The sequence below is a fragment of the Hungatella sp. SB206 genome (assembly GCF_051132295.1).
Lineage (GTDB): Bacteria > Bacillota > Clostridia > Lachnospirales > Lachnospiraceae > Hungatella > Hungatella effluvii.
In genome coordinates, this window is sequence record NZ_CP096603.1 from 1,372,678 (window position 1) to 1,394,160 (window position 21,483).

Sequence of the window (21,483 nt, forward strand, 5' to 3'; positions counted from 1 at the left end):
GGAGGAGATCCCATGAAAGAAAAAGAGATATTATCACTGACTGCGGTTCAGCTGGGAAAGAAGATAAAAGAGAGAGAAGTAACGTGCAGAGAGGCGCTGGAGGCCGTCTTTGCCCAGATAAGAAGGCGGGAGCCAGAGCTTAACTGCTACGTAACGCTGGAAGAGGAAAAGGCGTTTAAGCAGGCCGAGGAGGTACAGAGGGGGATCGACGAAGGCACCCTTACCGGACCGCTGGCCGGGGTGCCGGTCGCGGTAAAAGACAATATGTGCATCGAAGGCATGCGCACCACCTGCAGCTCGAAGATTCTTGAAAACTTTGTGCCTTCCTATACGGCGGAGGCGGTAGAGCGCTTAAGGAAGGCGGGGGCCGTAATTATCGGTAAGACGAACATGGACGAATTTGCCATGGGCAGTACGACGGAGACGTCCGCCTTCGGAGTCACGAGAAACCCCTGGAACCCGGATCATGTGCCAGGCGGTTCGTCAGGCGGTTCCTGCGCCGCGGTTGCGGCAAATGAATGCTTTTATGCGCTTGGTTCCGATACGGGCGGGTCCATACGGCAGCCCAGCTCATTCTGCGGGGTGACCGGTTTAAAGCCAACCTACGGAACCGTTTCCCGGTACGGTCTCATTGCCTACGGATCATCTCTGGATCAGATCGGTCCGGTGGCGAAGGATGTGACGGACTGTGCGGTGATCCTTGAAACGCTGGCAGGCCATGATTCAAAAGACAGCACCTCCATGGAGGTGCAGGAGAGTACCCGTTTCACGTCGGCCCTGGTGGACGACGTGAAAGGAATGAGAATCGGAATTCCGAGGGATTATATGGGAGACGGCCTCGATCCGGAGGTAAAGGAGGCCATCTTAAAAGCCGCGGCGGTATTGAAAGAAAAGGGCGCCGTCGTGGAGGAATTCGATCTTGGCATGGTGGAATACGCCATTCCTGCCTATTATGTGATTGCATCCGCGGAAGCCAGCTCCAACTTATCACGTTTTGACGGCGTAAAATACGGCTTTCGGGCAAAGGAGTATGAAGGGCTTCACGATATGTATAAAAAGAGCCGTTCCCAGGGCTTCGGGCCGGAGGTGAAACGCCGTATCATGCTGGGATCCTTCGTCTTGAGCTCCGGCTACTACGATGCCTACTATCTGAAGGCTCTCCGGGCGAAGGCGCTGATCAAAGAAGCATTTGACCGTGCGTTTGGGAGCTACGATGTGATACTGGGACCCGCGTCGCCGGTTACGGCGCCGAAACTGGGAGAGAGCTTAAGCGATCCCCTTAAAATGTACCTCGGCGACATCTATACGATCTCCATCAACCTGGCAGGGCTTCCGGGGCTTTCCGTTCCCTGCGGGACAGATTCCAAAGGCCTTCCGATTGGCCTGCAGCTAATCGGGGACTGTTTTAAGGAGAGACTGATTATCCGCGCGGGGTATGCGTTTGAGAGGAGCCGTCAGCAGGAAAGGAGGCAGAGCAAATGAGCAGACAGTATGAGACAGTCATCGGACTGGAGGTCCATGTGGAGCTTGCCACGAAAACGAAGATTTTCTGTTCCTGCTCCACGGAGTTTGGCGGAGCGCCCAATACCCACACCTGTCCGGTCTGCACCGGAATGCCAGGTTCGCTTCCCGTCCTCAACAGGCAGGTGGTGGAATACGCCCTGGCGGTGGGGCTGGCAGTGAACTGTGAAATCAACCAGTACTGCCGGTTTGACCGGAAAAACTATTTTTACCCCGACAATCCTCAGAACTACCAGATCTCCCAGCTCTACCTCCCCATCTGCCACGACGGTTTCGTGGAAATCGAGACAGCGGGCGGTAAAAAGAAGGTGGGGATTCACGAGATTCACATGGAGGAGGACGCGGGAAAGCTGATCCATGATGAATGGGAAGACTGTTCCCTGGTGGATTATAACAGAAGCGGCGTACCGCTCATCGAGATCGTCTCGGAGCCGGATATGCGAAGCGCCGATGAAGTGATCGCGTACCTGGAGAAGCTGCGGCTGATCATCCAGTATCTCGGAGCGTCGGACTGCAAGCTTCAAGAAGGCTCTATGCGGGCGGATGTGAACCTGTCCGTCCGGGAAGCGGGAGCATTGGAGTTTGGTACCAGGACAGAGATGAAGAACTTAAACTCCTTCAAGGCCATTGCCAGAGCGATCGAGGGCGAGAGGAAGCGCCAGATCGAGCTTCTGGAGGATGGGAAGAAGGTGGTTCAGGAGACGCGGCGCTGGGATGATAATAAGGAAAGCTCCCGTGCCATGCGTTCCAAAGAGGACGCCAAAGATTACCGCTATTTCCCGGATCCCGATCTGCCGCCGGTGACCATAAGCGATGCCTGGATTCAGGAGATAAAGGACCGCCAGCCGGAGCTGAAGACCGAAAAGATGGCGAGATACCAGGAAGAGTACGGCCTTTCCGCGTATGACGCGGATATCATCACGGAGGCGAAGCACATGGCGGATATTTTCGAAGCCACTGTTTCCCTGTGTGGAAAGCCGAAAGAATCGGCCAACTGGCTGATGGTCGAGACCATGAGGCTGTTGAAGGAAGAGGCCCTGGAACCGGAGGCCATAAGATTTTCACCGGAAAATCTTGCAAAATTAATTGTTTTGGTGGATAATGGTACTATTAGCCGCACGGTAGCGAAGGAAGTATTTGAAAAAATATTCGCTGAAGATATCGATCCCGAGGCCTACGTAGAAGAAAACGGGCTTAAGGTAGTAAGTGACGAGGGAGCGCTCCGCGCCGTGATCCGGGAGGTTATAGCAGCAAATCCACAGTCTGTGACAGATTACCATAATGGGAAAGAGAGAGCCAGAGGCTTTCTGGTAGGACAGACGATGCGGGCGATGAAAGGGAAAGCTGACCCCGCCATGGTAAACAAGGTATTAGAGGAACTGCTGTAACCCGGGCAGATGCCGCCATGGGAGGCAAAAACCCGGAATTGAATGAAGGAGATCATATGAGGAGGAAGAAGAAAGCGATGAAACCGTATGCAGAGATGACGAAGGAAGAGTTACAGGAACTTAGAAAACAGCTTTCCACCAAGTACAGGGAGTATCAGGGCAAGGATTTACGCCTCGATATGTCCAGAGGAAAGCCAAGTGTGGATCAGCTGGACTTATCCATGGGAATGATGGATGTCTTAAGCAGCGACGACGATTTAACGTGTGAAGACGGTACAGACTGCCGCAACTACGGCGTGCTCGACGGCATCAAGGAAGCGAAAGAACTGCTTGGCGACATGATGGAGGTTAACCCGGATACGATTATTATCTATGGCAACTCCAGCTTAAACGTCATGTATGACACGGTTTCCCGTTCTATGACCCATGGTGTGATGGGAAATACTCCATGGTGTAAGTTAGACAAAGTAAAATTCCTCTGCCCGGTTCCGGGATATGACAGACACTTTGCCATTACGGAATATTTTGGTATCGAGATGATTAATGTACCCATGACGCCAACAGGCCCTGATATGGATATTGTGGAAGAACTGATTAAAAATGACGACTCCATCAAGGGAATCTGGTGTGTGCCGAAGTACTCCAATCCACAGGGGATATCCTACTCCGACGAGACTGTACGCCGTTTTGCAAGATTAAAACCGGCTGCTCCGGATTTCAGAATCTACTGGGATAATGCTTATACGATCCATCATTTATACGACCACGACCAGGATCACTTAATCGAAATCCTGGCAGAATGCAAGAGAGCGGGAAATCCGGACCTGGTTTACAAGTTCGCTTCTACCTCCAAAGTAAGCTTCCCGGGTTCCGGTATCGCGGCCATCGCCTGCAGCCAGAACAACCTGGTAGACATCAAGAAACAGTTAAAGATCCAGACCATCGGCCATGACAAGGTAAACCAGCTGCGTCACGTGCGTTTCTTCGGAGATATCCACGGCATGGTGGAGCACATGAGAAAGCATGCAGACATCATGAGACCGAAGTTCGAAGCCGTAATCGAGATTCTGGAGAGAGAACTGGGCGGCCTTGGAATCGGTTCCTGGACCAGTCCGAAGGGCGGATACTTCATTTCCTTCGATTCTCTGGACGGATGTGCGAAGTCCATCGTTGGCAGATGTAAAAAAGCAGGTCTCATCATGACCGGCGCCGGCGCCACCTATCCATATGGAAAGGACCCGCACGACAGCAACATCCGTATCGCTCCTTCCTATCCGCCGTTATCTGACCTGATTCTGGCGATGGAATTATTCGCACTTTGTGTGAAGATTGTGAGCATTGATAAGTTGCTGGCTGAGATGAACTGAGGATCGAATTTTATAAATAGATAGAAACAGAAAAGTAAGGGGCAGAAATATAAGTATTCTGTGCCTTATTTTTTTGATACCTGGTTTGCATTCTATAATACGATATATGACTTTATTTTTGTCGGTGTATGCTGCCGGCAAAGTCATGAATCACAGCCTCAACACACGATGATTAAAACAGTCGAAGTAAAAATGGAGCCGAAATTTATGAAATTTACAAAAATGCTGATGCACTACATAACAAAATACTTTCTGGGTTTTCTGATTGTTTTCCTGAGCAGTATTCTGGTGGCCTTCGTAGCCAGCCGCAGTATTGAGGACTACATAATTGAAAAAGGGGAGATGAAGAACCAGGAGGGAATCAACGGTATTTATGAGATGGTAAATAAAATGGAGCTGATCAATGAAATGATGGCGAAGAATCAGACCTTCAGCACCATTGTCTACCAGCAGGGAAAGATTCCAAAGGAGGATGTGCTAAAGCTTAAGGAGGCCAATAAAATGTTCAGTGAGATTGGCTTTGTGGCGGATTACACCCCCTACGTATTTATGTTGTTCAAAAAGAATGACCTGTACTTATCCACCAGTCAGTGCAGCTTCAATTTCCAGGACTACTACAATAAATTTCTCCGGATCCAGCGGGAAGGCGTGGACTTTTCTGACTCGGATGCCGTGCGTGACGAACTGTTTGGCCGGTATGCGAAGCATAGCCAGTTCGTCCGTCTGGATCAGATAAAGTTTATCTATAATGAGAAGGAACGTAAGCTTCATGACGCGATCCTCTACTTAACGAGCAGTGAATTTACGCGGCTGAACCCGCAGTACCTGTCGTGCTTTGTCATCGACAGAGACTATCTGATTAAAAGCATTATGATGCCAGAGCTGGAGAAGGATGGATTCCTCTATATTCAGGATTCCAGGACAGGGGATGTCTTGCTGGAGTATGGGAATGTCCCGGAGGGGATCGGCGCGTATGAGAATGGACAGATCGTCGGGGACGGGGGCAGTTACCGCCTGATTGTGAAGCAGCAGGATGACCTGCAGTGGAAGATCGTTACCGGGATTCCCATGACATTTATTGATAGCCAGATCTGGCCGGTGAGCAGACTCCTGATCATCTATCTCTGCATCGGTCTGCTGCTGGTAATCGGGCTGACTGCATTTTACAGTTACCAGCAGTATTCCGGCATGAAACGGGTTTTATTTGCCCTCCCTGCGGAAAACGGAGTGGAGAGCAGCAAAAAGAGGTTTGACGAGTACGGGATTCTGACAGACAATATACTGGCCCTGAAGAAGAACGGCAATGAGTACCGCGCGAAGATGGAGGAGCTGGCGAAGCAGAATGAAGCCATGATGCTGGAGCATCTGATCGTTATGGGAATCTGGCTTCCCGAGGAACGGCGGGTATTTGAGAAATGCTTTGAGAAGGTGCCGGAATTCTTTTGCGTGGCAGTGGTGCGCCTTCAGCAGAAGGAATACGGAAATTCAGATATCATAACACTTGCCATGGTGGAGTACTTAAAAAAGCATTATCCCGGGAAATTTACGAATGTATACAGCGGTCTGACCGACGAGCTGTTCCTTTTTGAACTGAAACCGGAACAGGAGGCCAATGTTTCCGGCATCAAGAAGCTCTTTGAGGAGGTGGCCGTCATGGTTACCGCCGCGTACGACGTGATTCTTCATGTCGGAATCAGCGCTATCGGAACAGACCTTGCCAATGTGAACAAATGTTATGAGCAGGCCCGCCAGGTCGTGCGGGCACAGTATGCCTGCAGCAATGAAAATGTGGTAAAGACGTACGATATCTCTGCTAACGCTCTCTACGCAAATCCGGTCAATATGGATTTTTTGAATCATTTTTATACTCTTCTCATATGCGGGCAGCAGGAGGAAATCTGCACCCAGCTGGATAAGGTGGAGAGCTATTACAGCAGGATGCCTTATTTATATGAGGCACAGAAGGAACAGATTTTCTATTCGATCCGGAATATCATGTATTCGGCCTGGCTCCATCTGGACGGAGAGACGGATTCCAGGGAGAATTTTCCGGTCTTCCAGAAGAATTTAAAGTGCGGGGAAATGATGGAGATGCTGCGGAGAAGTTCTGCCGAACTCTGTGACTTCATCAGCCAGACGAAGAAAAGCAAGAACGAGGGGCTGAAGGAGAAGATTACCCAGTACTTAAACAGCCACTACGAGGAGGCCGGTCTCTCGGCCTACCGGGCCAGCAGCGAGATCGGAATTTCCGAAAAGTATTTATCACAGTTCCTGAAGGAACAGACCGGTGAGACCTTCTCCTCGTACCTTCTGCGGCTGCGGATTGAGAAGGCGAAGGAACTTTTGGCGACGACGGACTACAGCAACGATAAGATCGCCCAGATGACCGGTTTCGGTGCGGTCAATACATTTTATCGGAATTTCAGTAAACAGGTGGGCGTCACACCGAAGGTGTATAAGGAGAACTGTGAGGCCCGGTAAGGGACTCTCATGTCAGATCATACAAGGGACAGCCTGAAAGAATTTTATCAGCGCTGTCCCTTATGTTGTTTTGACGGTACATTCTGTGACGGCAGAAATCTTAGCCAGGAATCAAAAGCCAAATCGTATTGTTTACATAAAATAAATCGCTTTATCATAATAGACTTGCTGCTCTTCCTCAAATAATTTAACAAGATTTTTTACAATTTTTTCTTCCCTATATTGTTTTAACGCTTCCCAATATCGATATCTGTTCGAATCTTCAATGATAACCGGTACATGTCCATTTTTCAGGCATTCTCTAAAGATGATCAGTCTGCCGGTTCTGCCATTTCCATCCTGAAACGGATGGATGCATTCATAACTGGCATGAAATTCGGCCAGAACAGACAGATTAACCTCCTGTTTGCGATACCAGTGTAATAAAGAAATGATCTCATTTTTTACGTCTTCCGGCCGTGCAGTCTGGTATGTGCCAATCATATTGGGCCTTTTTTTATAATCTCCAATTGCATACCCATTTGCCCGGTCTTCAAATACACCACTTTTAAGCTCATAATGAAATTGTTTGATCAGGTCTTGTGTTAAGTCTTCCTCTAATGTTTCCAGCATTTTATTAAACATAAGAAAATGTCCATTCATCTCTTCCACATCTTTTGCTCTATAGTAATCATCTGTTCCCGGCAAAATACCTGTGTCAAACAGAGATGCAGTCTGTTCTTCTGTTAATGTACTTCCTTCAATCTTATTAGAGTTGTAGGCTAATAACCGTTGGGTATAACCATAGATTCCTGATCGGTCAAACTTTTTTCTTTCGATTTGAAATCTTTCCAGGAGGTAATCAAGAAATTCTTTTTTCTTATCCATATATTCAATCTCCTATTTTAATCAATACGTTTATTATGCAACAAAACCATATAAAATGAAAGCAGAATTTGAATTCTTACCATATGAGAGGGCAGGAAAAATATGAGATACCATTTTCTTACCCTCCGGTATTCTTTTTATTCAATGACAGTATCCAAAAGACAGAGAGGTATGGTACGATACGGCCATACAAAAAATTTCATATTGGAGAGGAGGCATAAAGATGCCGGAAACAGAAAAAGGCCCTCTTCTTACGGATGAGACATTTTTCCATAGCTGTCTCGATTTGGACCGGCCGGAAATGAGCGAAGTGCGCCATTTTGCAGAGAACCATGATTACGGTCAGGCGAGAAAAGCTTTGGCAGCTTCGCTGCGGTCCGGTCTTGCCGCGAGGAGGGAACGCTTTTTGGCAATCCCGTATGAGGAACCGGAGAACGTCTATAAATATCCGGGCGAGACGGATGAGGAGGCATGTGAGCGTCTGCAAAAGCACGTCCTGATCTCGGTAGGGGTCCCCTGTGATTTTGGGGCAGCGGGGGAGATAAACTGGAAAGCCAATCCTACCTATAATCAGTACAGGGAGTGGACGTGGCAGCTGAACCGCCATCATGAGTGGAAGATGCTGGCTCACGAGTACAACCGGACAAAGAAGGAGGCATACGCTTATCAGGCTGCGGAATTTTTCCGTTCCTGGGTTCGCCAGGCAGTACGCCCGGAGCAGTCAGTATCCGGGTACGATACCGAGTGCTGGAGAACGATCGAATGCGGGATCCGGATGGGAGCGAACTGGCCGTACGTGCTTTTCACATTCTTTGATACGGAGGCGTTTACCGACGATCTTCTGGTGGACTGGTATCAATCGGTCTGGGAACACGGGCAGAGGCTTTACAGAAACAGGACGCATGGAAACTGGCTGATTATGGAGATGAACGGGCTGGCTCAGATTGGAATTCTCTATCCTCAGTTTAAACAGCGGGAAGAGTGGCTTCAGTCTGCGTTTGCCGCGCTGGAGGAAGAGCTGGGGCGTCAGATATATCCGGATGGCTTCCAGTATGAACTGTCCACGGGATATCACGATGTTGTAATCAATAACTACGAGCGGCTGATTCTGGTGGCTAGGGCTTTCGGTGTGCCGGTCCCGGAACGAATGATGGAGCGGCTGACAACCGCCTGTGAGATCGATGTGAAGCTTATGATGCCTGATGGATGTCTGCCGGATATTAACGATGGAAGGAGGGAGGCGAGCCGGAAACTGCTGGAGCCAAAGCTTTCCTTCATAAGAGAAGAGAAGGCGGAAACTATTCTTTGGGCGGCCAGCGGCGGAACACGGGGAACCCGTCCTGATTACTTGTCAACCGCACTTCCCTATTCGGGTTTCTTCATTATGAGAAATGGATGGGAGAACGGCAGCGTCTGGGGACTTTTGGACGCCGCGCCATTTGGTCGCGGCCATCAGCATGAGGATAAGCTGAATTTACTCATTTACGCACAGGGGAAGTACCTGCTGACCGAAGGCGGAAATTATGCCTACGACGATTCCGAGATGAGACACTACTGTCTGTCCTCCAGGGCACACAATACGGTCCTCGTGGACCACAAGGGGCAGAATCGAAGAGCTTCGTATGTCTGGGAAGACAGCGATATCGAAAAGCTTTCCGGGATGAAGTGGGGAATCGGAGACTCCTGTGATTGGGCGGAAGGCTGCTATGACGGGGCGTACGGCGGTATGGAATGCTGGAACTGGGGAAAACCCGGAAAGAATGAGGAGAATGCAAAAGACGATGTTCCGCCCAAGGAGACCGGCGTGCGTCATACAAGATCGGTCTATTTTATCAAAAAAGCGCCGGAGGGGCTGAACCCGTTTTTCCTTGTGGTGGACCGGCTGGAGTCCAGGAATACTCATGTGTACGATTTCCTTTGGCATGTAGACAGTGAAAATCCAGTGATCACGGAGGCGGGGGTGGACTTGGAGGAGATGGCCGTCTGCGTTTCCGGGAACGGGAAAACCATGGAAATAATCCGCGGGAGAGAAGAGCCGGAGTGGCAGGGGTATGCGGCCACAGGGACCGAGCAGGGAATGTACCGGGAGATCAACTGTATCGTCGCCCGTGCAGAGTCTGACACTATTAGAATGGTAACGGTTTTATACCCGCACGGCGCAGGGGAGGTCACGGCCTGCCGCGTTTACGGGGGTGAAAACATAGAGGATGGGGATATGGAAGTGGCTTTTTCCGATGGCCGTACGTATTCCTACCAGGAAGCAGTAATGAGAAACGATCTTAAAGGAGGAGAAGTATCATGAGAAAAAATGGGAAGAGAGCAGCGGCGCTGGGAATGGCCGCAGTGATGGCCGCAGCCGCATTATCGGGCTGCCAGAAAGGAAACGGCGGGCCGGCCGGCGGGACAGACCGCGCAGAAGGCGATACAACGGCGGCTGTGACGGAGGCACAGGGCAGCGGAGACAACAAGCTGGTGGTTGCGATCCAGACAAACAGCTATGTGACGGATTACGATAACAACTACTTCACGAAATATCTGGAAGATAAGCTGGGGATTGAGATTGAGTTTTATCAGCTTCCGGCGGCTACGGATGAGGTCAGGACAAAGGTGTCCCTGATGGCCACCTCCAATGACAATCTGCCGGATGTGCTGATTGTGGATAATGCACTGACACCGGAGACAATATTGGAATACGGCAGCAGCGGAGTGTTCCTGCCTTTAAATGAATATACAGAGGATGCTTCCAGGATGCCGAATTACAACGCAATCCCGGAAGAAGACAAGAAGGTGATGGAAGCGGCCCAGACAATGGCGGACGGTAACATGTACAGCTTATCCAAATATGAACCGGAGACCTGGAATGTAACGCCCAATCGTATGTTTATCAATAAAGCCTGGATCGACAAACTGGGACTGACCATGCCGACGACAACGGATGAACTGAAAACCGTATTGAAGGCGTTCCATGATCAGGATCCCAACGGAAACGGCGTGCAGGATGAGATCGGCGCTTACGGCTATCAGGCAGGTGGCTACGGCCAGAATATCACGGCCGCACTCATGAACTCCTTTGAATTCTGGAACGGCGGCAATTTAAACGGCGGCCTCGCCCTTGACAAGGACGGAAAGACTGTTATCGCTCCGTTTACGACGGAGGGCTGGAAGGCCGGATTGACTTACATGAACGATCTTTACAATGAGGGCCTGCTCTCACCGGCCATCTTTACCGATGACGATACGCAGTTTAAGGCTACTTTAAACGAGGAAACCAATGTGGTAGGGCTGGTGTCCTTCGGTTCCCTCTCCAACTATCCGGATGCGGCAAACAACAGCAATTACCTGGAAATGGAGATTTTAAATCCGGTTAAGGGACCGGACGGAACCAACTATACACCATATACAGAATACTCGCCAAATCAGGAATTCTTTATTTTTAATGGTTGTAAAAATGTAGATATGGCTGTGAAACTGGCGGACGCGTTCTATGACCATGAGGCATCCACGGTAGCCAGATTCGGTGAAAAGGGTGTTGATTATACCGACGACCCGGCGGAACTGGAGAAGATGAACAATGCCTATGTGGCGGCCGGCCTCTACGACAAGGTGACGCTGGTTTATATCTCCAACTACTGGCTGGAGCCGGCAGCAAAGACATGGCACGGCGTATCACCGAGATATGCGAGCCTTGCGGAGATGAACACCGTTGCAAACGGCATGGTAACGTACAACCCGGAAGACAAGACACAGCTAAATGCCAAGAGTTATGAGTATTATTTTGACAAGCATCCGGAGAAGGTTCTCCCGCTTCTTCACTATACCGAGGATGAGGCAGGGCAGATTCAGGAAGCCCTTTCTAATATACCAACTTATGTAAACCAGACGATGGCAGAGTTTATCACCGGGGCAAGAGATATTGAGAGCGGATGGGATGCTTATATGTCAGAACTAAAGGGAATGGGCCTCGATGAGTGGCAAAAGTGCGCGCAGGCGGCCTATGACCGTTCTGTGGAATAGAGAGGAACCCGGAGGAATTTATTGTGGCAGGAAACAGAAAAGACAGCCCGGTTGCGGGCAAAAGAGATTTGAAGAGACAGATTCTCGCCAGATGGCAGCTGTATCTGCTGCTGCTGCTGCCGCTCATCTACATAGCGGTGTTTGCATACGTTCCCATGGGCGGGCTGGTGATTGCATTTAAGAAATATAATGTGAGGCAGGGAATCTGGGGCAGCGCATGGGTGGGACTTGACAACTTTGTCAAGTTCTTCACCTCATACAAATTCCCGATCATCATGAAAAATACACTGATGATCTCCTTATACAGCCTCGCGGTGTCATTTCCAATTCCCATTATCTTCGCGCTGCTGCTGAATGCAATGCTGGGGAAGCGGTATAAGAAGGCGATCCAGACGATCACGTACGTGCCGTATTTTATATCGACCGTAGTCATGGTGGGGCTGATTTTCCAGGTGCTGAACAACCGGAGCGGAATCTATGGGAGTCTTTATACGATGTTTACTAACCGGACGGCGCCGAATATTCTGGCGGACGGGAAGCTGTTTAAGCACATCTACGTCTGGTCGGGGGTATGGCAGGGCACAGGCTACAGCGCGATTATTTATATTGCTGCGCTGGCCGGTGTGGATCAGTCCCTTCATGAGGCGGCTGAGATTGACGGGGCAAGCAGGTTCCAGCGGCTGCTCTACATCGACGTTCCAACCATACTCCCAACCGCCAGCATTATGCTGATTCTGGCGGTTGGCAACATCATGAATGTGGGATTTGAGAAAGTCCTGCTGATGCAGAATAATCTGAATCTGAATTACAGTGAAATTATATCGACCTATGTATACAAGGTGGGACTCGCCAGCGGAATCAATGATTTCTCGCTATCGACGGCCATCAGTATGTTTAACTCGGTAATCAACTTTATCCTTCTGATGATAGCAAACTGGGGGAGCAAGAAACTGAGCGGCAATGGGATCTTTTAAGGAGGGCAAAAATGCGGAAATTTAAGAATTACAGTCTGAATGACAAAGTGTTTTACGTTGTGATTACGGCTCTCCTGACGATTTTCTTTGTCCTTGTGCTGTATCCCTGTGTCTATGTGATCAGCGCGTCATTTTCGTCCGGCACCGCGGTGCAGAGCGGCAAGGTGGTCCTGTTCCCGGTGGATTTCAGTCTCGAGGGGTATAAGACCGTGTTTCATACGAAGACAGTGTGGACGGGATTCCGTAACTCCCTGTTTTATACGTTTGTGGGGACGGCAGTCAATATTATCATGACGCTGACTGCGGCTTACTGCTTGTCCAGGGACGATCTTCCTGGGCGGAACGCGATCATGCTGGTCTTTACATTTACCATGTTCTTTAATGGCGGTATGATTACGTCGTACATACTCGTGCAGAAGCTGCATTTGCTGAATACGGTGTGGTCGCTGCTGCTTCCGGGGGCGATCGGGGTCTACAACCTGATTATAGCGAAGACATTTATCCAGAATTCGATTCCCGGAGAACTGCTGGAGGCAGCCAGGATAGACGGCTGCTCGGATTTCATGTATTTTATCCGGATCGTCCTGCCGCTCTCGAAGGCAATTGTGGCGGTGCTGGTGCTGTTCTACGGCGTGGGCCACTGGAATGCCTACTTCAATGCCATGATCTATCTTCATGACAAGGCACTGTACCCGCTGACCCTGTTTTTGCGGGAGATATTAATGGCGGATCAGATCGATCCATCCACTGTGACGGATCCGGAGCTGCAGGCACAGCTCGCCCAGGCGGCGGGCGTAATCAAGTACGCGCTGATCGTGGTGAGCATGGTTCCCGTACTTGTGATTTATCCGTTTATTCAAAAATACTTTGTAAAGGGCGTTATGATTGGATCGGTGAAAGGTTGACGGAGGAGACGAAAATATGACAGAACAATTACTATTAAAGGAAGAGGAGCTGGCATGGGCCGGTGAAACTCTGAAGAGGGCAGAAATGAAACTTAAGAAGGTGAGCGGACGCTCCGCCCACAAGATCCCGTATACGACCGTTGACGGCGTTCATGACGACCGGTCGGGGGATGACCAGATAGACTGGTGGACTAATGGATTCTGGGGAGGCATGATGTGGCAGCTGTATGCTCTGACCCATGATGAGGAATATAAGAAAATCGCCGTGGAAACGGAAGAGAAGATGGACAGAAACTTGATGTGCGCGGAAGGGCTGACCCATGACAATGGATTTAAGTGGCTTCTGACCTCCGTTGCCGATTACCGGCTGACCGGTGACGGGAAGTCGAAAAACCGCAGTATGCTGGCCGCCTGTAACCTGGCGGGCCGCTACAATCCGCGGGGCAGGTTCTTACGGGCCTGGAACGACGGGATGGGGTATCGGCAGGAAGATAACCGCGGCTGGGCCATCATCGACTGCATGATGAACCTTCCGCTGCTTTACTGGGCTTTTGAGGAGACGAAGGACCCGAGATTCTATGAGATCGCCGTGGATCACGCGGATACAGCGATGAATGCATTTGTCAGGCCTGACGGGTCTGTCCGTCATATCGTGGAATTCAATTCTGAAACGGGGGAGATGGTCAGAGACTACGGAGGCCAGGGATACGGCGAAGGCTCTTCCTGGACCAGAGGCCAGACGTGGGGCTTATACGGATTTGTCCTGAGCTACTTACACACGAATGACAGAAAGTATCTCGACGCCGCCAAGAGAATCGCCAACTACTTTATCGCCAATATTCCGGAGAGCAATCTGATTCCGGTGGATTTCCGGCAGCCGGAGGACTGCGGGCTGGAAGACTCCACCGCCGCCGCCATCGGCGCCTGCGGGCTTATTGAGATTGCAAAGCAGGTAAAGGGCCGGGAAAGCCGTGTCTATTTGCAGGCGGCGCTGCGCCTTTTGAGAACGCTTGCTTCGGAGCGGTGCAATTGGAATGAGGAAGAAGATCAGCTGCTGGAGAAATGTACGGCGGCCTACCACGACACGGAACACGAATTTTCGATTATATATGGAGATTACTACTTTCTGGAGGCGTTGATGAAGCTTGCGGGGAAAGAGGTTTTTCTGTGGTAGTGTAGTGGATTTGTAAATAGCCTGTTTCACCGCCGTACTTTTTGGATAACAAGATTAATCGAATAGCACCAGATTAATAAATGCCTGGAAACTCTCGCTCTGAAATTTATCTTTATTAAATACCACATGGTTCATACAGCTGACATCAAAATCCTTTACGTCTATCTCCACAATCTCCCCGCGCTGAATGTAGGGGTCTGCAAAGATTCGGGGAACAACGCCGACTCCCAGGTTCTCACGGGCGGCCTGGACGATTACGTCGGAATTGGTGCTGGACCACAGCGGCGCGGCGGTTAAGTTGTGCAGAGTCAGGGCGCAGTCGAAGGCGTCTCTGATCGTGCAGCCCTCCTCGCGCAGGATGAGAGGCTCTTCCACGAGGCGTTCCAGGGATACGGGCTGGCTGGCCAGGCGGGCAAATGGATGGTCGGGCGCGCAGATGACGGCCAGCGGATAGGAGGAAAATGGAATTTTCTCCAGCTGTTCGCCCGGCACGACGCCCTCGATCAGGCCGATATCCAGCTCATTTTTCAGCAGCAGCTGTGCAATCTCTTTGGAATTATTTACCGTGACCTTGACGACGGACTCCGGATTGCTTTTCATAAAACGGGAAATAACTCCGGGCAGCAGGAAGCTGGCCAGAGTCACACAGGAGCCGATCCGAAGAGGAGTCTGGCGGTTTAAGGAGCCGGAGCAGGTTTCAAGATCGTGATAAAGCTCCAGAAGCGGTATCACTTTAGAGAGATAGAATTTGCCGTTCTCATTGATGACAATTTTCCTGGAAACCCGGTCGAAGAGAGAGGCGCCTACGGATTCCTCCAGTTCATTGATCGCGTGAGAAATAGCCGGCTGCGTCATGGACAGCGTTTTCGCCGCTCCGGTAATACTGCCCTCTTCACAGACGGTTTTGAAGATAGTAAGATGTCTTAAATTCATGATCAGGATCCCTTCCATTACCAATACAACATATGATAATAAATATTATATCATTCTGATAATGAATTGAACAGGGATTTTTGTCCTTTTTTTAAAATTAATGTCGAAAATCAGAACGGTTCACAGAAGAGTCATGGGAGACAGTCTGTGAACCGTACTTCGAAGTCCGGACAATCAGAGATCCAGCAGCATGAGATGCTCATCGGCGTAGCTGCCATCCCGGTATTTAAAGGAATGGGGGCGGGTGCCGTAAATGCGGAAGCCATGTTTTTCATAAAGGGCGATCGCACGCTTATTTTCGCAGACAACCTCCAGCTCGATCATCTCCAGCCCCATTTCTCCGGCACATGTAATGATGGCCGACAGAAGCAGGGAGCCGATTCCCAGGCCCCAGTACTCTTTCCGGATGGATATGCCGAAGGTCGCGCGGTGGCGGTACCGTTCCCTCTGGGCGATAGGGCTTATGCCGGCGTGGGCGATGATGGTTCCGTCCACAACGGCACAGATCATTAAGTCGGTGGGACTGCTCAGCGTGGACTCCAGAAATTTTTCTTCCTGCAGGGTGGGCATGGTAATTTCGTCGGAGTACCGGGCCAGGAAGTCTGTCTCGTCTGAGGTGGCCTTCATCAGATGAAGGATGGCAGCCGCGTCGGCGGGAAGAGGGCTTCTTAAGTGGCAGAGAACACCGTTTTTCAGTGTGTGGTCTTTGGGTTTGTATCTCATGGACAGAGCCTCCTGATAATAATGAATAGCCAGTACTGTATTGCGCAAATACCAGTGCTGGTTTATGAAAATCCCCCCCGGTACCGTGAGAAGACTCGCGGTTCGGAGGGATTGTAATAGCAGCAGTCAGATTACGTTCCGCTGAAGGCTGTTGAGTGAAGCTCTCCCTTAGAGACGGGCAGCGATTGCTTTGATGAAATCCTCACTGTTTAACACAGTAGGATTCGGTATGGTGGTGATGAGTGCCAGATCCTTTGTCATCTCACCGCTTTCGATGGTATCGATGGTGGCTTTCTCCAGTCTGTCTGCGAAATCCATCAGATCGTTGTTGCCGTCTAACTCTCCGCGCTTTCTCAAAGCACCGGTCCAGGCGAAAATGGTGGCCACCGAGTTGGTGGAGGTCTCTTCTCCTTTTAAGTGCTTGTAATAGTGGCGCTGTACGGTTCCATGGGCTGCCTCATATTCGTAATCGCCATACGGAGATACGAGAACAGAGGTCATCATGGCAAGAGAGCCAAATGCGGAAGAAACCATGTCGCTCATAACGTCACCGTCATAATTCTTGCAGGCCCAGATATAGCCGCCTTCGGACTTCATGACACGGGCGACCGCATCGTCGATCAGAGTATAGAAGTAAGTAATTCCGGCTTCCTCAAACTTTGCAGTATACTCTGCGTCGAAAATATCCTGGAAAATATCCTTGAAGGTGTGATCATATTTTTTGGAAATGGTGTCCTTGGTGGCAAACCATAAATCCTGTTTCGTATCCAGAGCGTAGTTGAAACAGCTTCTGGCAAAGCTTTCTATGGAATTATTTATGTTGTGCATGCCCTGTACAATACCGGCATCTGCGAAATTATGTACCAGTTCACGGGTCTCGCTTCCGTCTTCTGCCGTATAGACTAATTCGACTTTACCGGCTCCCGGAATCTTCATCTCGGAACCCTTATATACGTCGCCGTAAGCATGCCTTGCAATGGTGATCGGCTTTTTCCAGTTCTTTACACACGGTTCGATTCCCTTAACCACAATCGGAGCACGGAATACGGTGCCATCCAGGATCGCGCGGATCGTGCCGTTGGGGCTCTTCCACATCTCTTTCAAGCTGTACTCTTTTACACGGGCGGCATTGGGGGTGATGGTGGCACATTTGACTGCAACCTTATATTTTTTAGTGGCGTTGGCGGAATCGACGGTGACCTGATCGTTTGTTTCGTCGCGGTATTCCAGGCCGAGATCGTAGTATTCTGTTTTTAAGTCAATGTAGGGAAGCAGTAAATGATCTTTGATCATCTTCCAGAGAATCCTGGTCATCTCGTCGCCGTCCATCTCGACGATGGGGGTTGTCATCTTAATCTTATCCATGTGTCTGTTCCTCCTTGAATTTCATGTAACAGTTCAGATGGCGGGAAAATTGGCGCAGGAAGTAGCGTCAAGCTAGCTTGTAAGCGGCTTTATGCGCCAATTTTTACATCGGATGAATGTCCGATGCTTCTTGACCGGCTTTTTCGGTCAAGAAGATGTGCCGTCTGAACTGTTACAATTTCATCGTGTAACCTATAGTATACGACGAATTACGGATTCGCACAAGACTGTCTATGTAAATTTATCCAGCCATTTTTTTAAATTATACACGGTTTTCGGATCGATGAAATGCTCTACTTTCTCGGCCTGTTCCAGTTCATCGGTGGTTTGATTAATATAGCAGAAGAAATTCTGCAGCACCGTATGGCGGAACAGGAGATAGCGTCCAAGCTGAAGACCCGCCTCGGTCAGTGTGACCGTACCGTATTTTTCGAACCTCACAAGCCCGCTGCTGCGTAAGTTTCCGGCCATTTTTGAGGCGGATGAAGGCCGGACATGAAGGCATTTGGCGAGGTCTCCGATCCGGACCGGAGTGCCGTCCTGGCTGAGGCGGCAGATCATTTCCAAATAGTCCTCCATGGAGTAGGTGATCTGAACGTGTTCCAGCAGGGAATAGCCTTTTAATGTATAAAAATTATCTTCCTGGTCCATTTGTTACCTCCTTGTCGGTATCCGCATATCAGTTTAGTATATTCCGGCGGAGAATGTTCTATGACAGGCCTGGGGAAGCGCTTCTTAATCATTGCGGTCAGGGAAACTAGTGCCGCCCGGCGTAAGTTTCGGTGAATTGTGTGCTTGATATTTGCGTCAGGGGCGCGTCCGCGAAGCGACGGCGTAGTGGACCCTATGTCTAGCTTCGTGGACGTGATCCTGGCGTGAATAGCGAGTGCAGAATTCACCGGAACTTATGCAACGCTGTATTAGCCTGCTGTCTGAAAAAATGCAAAAATCCTGCGGAACCACTGTACCAGCCTTCGCATATGTTAGGATATGGAAACATTTTCGGAGGTAAATTTTAATGACAGAAGTAATCCAGTTAACCGATTTAAAAAAGGGCCAGAAGGCAGTTATATCCGAGCTGGCCGTTTTTGATGATATGAGACGACGTCTTCAGGACATCGGTCTGATTGAAGGAACCGTAGTGGAGTGTGTGGGGAAGAGCCCTCTGGGAGACCCCTGCGCTTATGTGATCCGCGGGGCCGTTATTGCGCTGAGGAGTGAAGACTCCGGACGTGTGATGGTATGCAGGATGGAGCCGGGATACCGGAAAGCAAAAGCGGAGAAGAATCCAGGCATGGTTTCGGCCGCAGATACTGCCTCGATCTGTGAGGGCAAGTCAGAACAGGAGGAAACGGAGGACGTAATATGGGGTTAAGCAGAGATTCTGTCGGAATCAAGTCCGTAGACTGCGGGCTGGAAATCAGGAAGCGCCAGGAAGACGATAAGGTGATCGCCCTGGCCGGCAACCCAAATGTGGGAAAGAGTACCGTATTTAATGAAATGACAGGGATGAATCAGCATACCGGAAACTGGCCCGGAAAAACGGTGGCAAACGCCCAGGGCTATGCAAAGGATGGAGAGCAGGGATATGTTATGGTGGATATCCCTGGCTGTTACTCTCTGATGGCTCATTCCTCAGAGGAAGAGGTGGCAAGAGATTTTATCTGTTTTGAAAATCCGGACGCGGTTATCGTTGTCTGCGATGCCACATGTCTGGAACGAAATTTAAATCTGGTGCTCCAGATTCTGGAGGCCAACCGGCGGGCGGTGGTCTGCGTCAATCTCATGGATGAGGCTAAGAAAAAATCGATCTCTATCCGGTTCGATGTCCTGGAGGAGCGCCTGGGGGTGCCCGTCATCGGAACTGCGGCCAGGAGCGGAAAAGGACTGGAACAGATTTATGAAGGCCTGAAACACGTGCTGGAGCTGAACAAGAGGCTGGAGAGCGCCCGAAACATGGAAGTGGTGGAGGGCGAATATGCTGAGACGGAAGCTGCGGACCTGGAAATGGAAGCCGAAGATGAAGCGGAAGACGTGGAAATGGAAGCTGAAGATGAAGCGAAAGCAGAAGAAACAGAAAATGCGGAAGCGAAAATGAAAATAGAGGAAGCGGGATCAAAAGAAGCAGAAGCAGAAGCGGAAGCGGCAGAATCTGTAAAGGAAGCAGAAGCGGAAGCAAAAAACATAGCAGCAAGAAATATAGAAGCAAGAAATATAGAAGCAAGAGATATGGAAGCAGCGGAATCAGAAGCTGAAAACGTAAAAGACTCAGAAAGCGAAGTTCAAAAAACAGCAGAGAAGGCGGCAGACAGACGATTCGATGAAAATCCGGCGCCGCGGATTCTTATCCGGTATCCGGAATACATCGAGGCGGCCATCGCCCGGCTCACACCTGTGGTAAGGAAGACGGCTGGCGATGGCGTCAATATCCGCTGGCTCTGCGCACGGCTCCTGGATTCTAACGAGAACCTGATGGAAGCCGTCCGCAAATATCTCACTCCCGTGGCAGAATCGCTGGAAGTAAGTTCCCTTCTGGCGGAAATTCGGGAAGAGTGGAAGGAACGGGGCATCACGCAGAAGCGCGTAAGTGATGACATGGCATCGGTCTTTGTACGAAAAGCAGAGTTTATCTGCCGGGGGGCAGTGGTGTACGAGAATCAGAAGTATGATAAGAAGGATCGTCTTCTGGACCGTCTGTTTACAAGCAAAGCAACCGGATTTCCCATTATGTTTCTGATTCTTTTAGGCGTTTTCTGGCTGACTATTACGGGAGCCAACTATCCGTCCGAACTTTTGAGCACAGGCTTATTCTGGGTGGAAGACCGGATCAGCGAGCTGTTTCTTGCCATCGGTATGCCAGTGCTTTTAAATGATCTCCTCGTTCATGGCGTTTACCGGGTTCTGGCATGGGTAATATCGGTTATGCTGCCTCCAATGGCAATCTTTTTCCCGTTGTTTACGCTGCTGGAAGACTTCGGTTACCTTCCAAGAGTTGCATTTAACCTGGACCGGTGCTTTAAGCGGTGTGCCGCCTGCGGAAAACAGGCACTGACCATGTGCATGGGATTTGGCTGCAATGCCGCCGGAATCATCGGATGCCGTATTATCGATTCTCCGAGGGAGCGGCTGATCGCCATGATCACCAATAACTTTGTGCCCTGTAACGGACGTTTTCCGACGATGATCGCCATTATTACCATGTTTTTCGTAGGAAGCGCTGCCGGGGCATTCTCCTCAGTCCTGTCTGCTGCAATTCTGGCGGGAGTCATCGTTCTGGGAGTGCTCATGACACTTCTGATCTCGAAGATTCTGTCCGCCACGGTATTAAAAGGCGTTCCCTCTTCCTTCACGCTGGAGCTGCCGCCATACCGGAAGCCGCAGATCGGAAAAGTCATCGTACGCTCGATTTTTGACAGAACCCTGTTCGTCCTGGGCCGTGCCATCGTAGTCGCAGCACCGGCGGGACTCATCATCTGGCTGATGGCCAATATTTCCGTGGGCGATGCGACACTCCTTGCACACTGCTCCGGATTTCTGGATCCGTTCGCCCAGATCATCGGAATGGACGGCGTCATACTGCTGGCCTTTATCCTCGGATTCCCGGCAAACGCCTGAGTTATAATAAGCATAACCTCAGAAAAGCTTGCAACCATGCGGCTTTCACCGGGTTATGCTTATTTTCTATTCATTCAGCAATTCAGACGTAGGGGATAAAAACAGTAGAGAATGGAATATTACAGTGACAAAATTAATGAAGGAGAGCTGTCTGCA

General features: G+C 50.1%; 16 protein-coding genes. 11 read left to right on the top strand and 5 right to left on the bottom strand.

Annotation, left to right across the window (positions count from 1 at the left end; translation table 11 throughout):
• Positions 1–12: 12 nt before the first annotated feature.
• The 4 genes from gatA to M1L66_RS06075 all read left to right on the top strand — a co-directional run bounded on the left by gatA (position 13) and on the right by M1L66_RS06075 (position 6,757).
• A complete protein-coding gene (gene gatA, locus M1L66_RS06060) occupies positions 13–1,482 on the top strand; it encodes an Asp-tRNA(Asn)/Glu-tRNA(Gln) amidotransferase subunit GatA (RefSeq protein WP_187023205.1) in 1,470 nt (489 codons plus the stop codon).
• The gene (gatB, locus tag M1L66_RS06065) at positions 1,479–2,909 is read left to right on the top strand and encodes an Asp-tRNA(Asn)/Glu-tRNA(Gln) amidotransferase subunit GatB (protein WP_434691551.1); all 1,431 of its coding nucleotides are present in this window, start codon (positions 1,479–1,481) and stop codon (positions 2,907–2,909) included. The genes gatA and gatB overlap by 4 nt, the downstream gene beginning before the upstream one ends.
• A gap of 77 nt (positions 2,910–2,986) precedes the next feature.
• Positions 2,987–4,276 (top strand): aminotransferase, encoded by a 1,290-nt coding sequence (locus M1L66_RS06070; protein WP_187023310.1) that lies wholly within the window; start codon positions 2,987–2,989, stop codon positions 4,274–4,276.
• A gap of 207 nt (positions 4,277–4,483) precedes the next feature.
• Entirely contained in the window at positions 4,484–6,757 is a 2,274-nt protein-coding gene (locus M1L66_RS06075) for a helix-turn-helix domain-containing protein (RefSeq protein WP_434691554.1), read from the top strand.
• Between the two features lie 132 nt (positions 6,758–6,889).
• Here M1L66_RS06075 and M1L66_RS06080 read toward each other — a convergent pair whose 3' ends face one another.
• Positions 6,890–7,624 carry a Fic family protein gene (locus M1L66_RS06080; protein WP_187023202.1) on the bottom strand — a complete coding sequence of 245 codons (735 nt, stop codon included), beginning with the start codon at positions 7,622–7,624 and terminating at the stop codon, positions 6,890–6,892.
• Between the two features lie 223 nt (positions 7,625–7,847).
• On the opposite strand from M1L66_RS06080, the gene M1L66_RS06085 reads away from it, so the two are divergent.
• Genes M1L66_RS06085 through M1L66_RS06105 form a run of 5 tightly spaced genes read left to right on the top strand, consistent with a single transcriptional unit; the run spans position 7,848 to position 14,691 of the window.
• Positions 7,848–9,926: a heparinase II/III family protein gene (locus M1L66_RS06085; protein ID WP_434691557.1), complete on the top strand. Its 2,079-nt coding sequence runs from the start codon at positions 7,848–7,850 to the stop codon at positions 9,924–9,926.
• Positions 9,923–11,638 (top strand): hypothetical protein, encoded by a 1,716-nt coding sequence (locus tag M1L66_RS06090; protein ID WP_434691559.1) that lies wholly within the window; start codon positions 9,923–9,925, stop codon positions 11,636–11,638. Before M1L66_RS06085 ends, M1L66_RS06090 begins: the two co-directional genes overlap by 4 nt.
• Before the next feature lie 23 nt (positions 11,639–11,661).
• Positions 11,662–12,612: an ABC transporter permease gene (locus tag M1L66_RS06095; protein ID WP_187023199.1), complete on the top strand. Its 951-nt coding sequence runs from the start codon at positions 11,662–11,664 to the stop codon at positions 12,610–12,612.
• 11 nt (positions 12,613–12,623) lie between these two features.
• Complete coding sequence (locus M1L66_RS06100; RefSeq protein ID WP_055658963.1) at positions 12,624–13,517, top strand: carbohydrate ABC transporter permease; 894 nt, start codon at positions 12,624–12,626, stop codon at positions 13,515–13,517.
• Positions 13,518–13,533: 16 nt separating this feature from the next.
• On the top strand, positions 13,534–14,691 hold the full coding sequence (locus M1L66_RS06105) for a glycoside hydrolase family 88 protein (RefSeq protein WP_434691563.1): 1,158 nt from the start codon (positions 13,534–13,536) through the stop codon (positions 14,689–14,691).
• Positions 14,692–14,745: 54 nt separating this feature from the next.
• On the opposite strand, the gene M1L66_RS06110 is transcribed toward M1L66_RS06105, so the two are convergent.
• From M1L66_RS06110 to M1L66_RS06125, 4 genes are all read right to left on the bottom strand, one after another.
• Positions 14,746–15,624, bottom strand: a complete 879-nt coding sequence (locus tag M1L66_RS06110) for a LysR family transcriptional regulator (RefSeq protein ID WP_187023197.1) — start codon at positions 15,622–15,624, stop codon at positions 14,746–14,748.
• Positions 15,625–15,798: 174 nt separating this feature from the next.
• Positions 15,799–16,347, bottom strand: a complete 549-nt coding sequence (locus M1L66_RS06115; protein ID WP_187023196.1) for a GNAT family N-acetyltransferase — start codon at positions 16,345–16,347, stop codon at positions 15,799–15,801.
• A gap of 168 nt (positions 16,348–16,515) precedes the next feature.
• Positions 16,516–17,712 (bottom strand): NADP-dependent isocitrate dehydrogenase, encoded by a 1,197-nt coding sequence (locus M1L66_RS06120; protein ID WP_434691567.1) that lies wholly within the window; start codon positions 17,710–17,712, stop codon positions 16,516–16,518.
• A gap of 231 nt (positions 17,713–17,943) precedes the next feature.
• On the bottom strand, positions 17,944–18,363 hold the full coding sequence (locus M1L66_RS06125; RefSeq protein WP_002601302.1) for a metal-dependent transcriptional regulator: 420 nt from the start codon (positions 18,361–18,363) through the stop codon (positions 17,944–17,946).
• Positions 18,364–18,730: 367 nt separating this feature from the next.
• Between M1L66_RS06125 and M1L66_RS06130 the strand changes: the two genes are divergently transcribed.
• Positions 18,731–19,087 carry a FeoA family protein gene (locus M1L66_RS06130; protein ID WP_110323873.1) on the top strand — a complete coding sequence of 119 codons (357 nt, stop codon included), beginning with the start codon at positions 18,731–18,733 and terminating at the stop codon, positions 19,085–19,087.
• Positions 19,078–21,327 carry a ferrous iron transporter B gene (gene feoB / locus M1L66_RS06135; protein ID WP_434691570.1) on the top strand — a complete coding sequence of 750 codons (2,250 nt, stop codon included), beginning with the start codon at positions 19,078–19,080 and terminating at the stop codon, positions 21,325–21,327. The genes M1L66_RS06130 and feoB overlap by 10 nt, the downstream gene beginning before the upstream one ends.
• Positions 21,328–21,483: the final 156 nt, after the last annotated feature.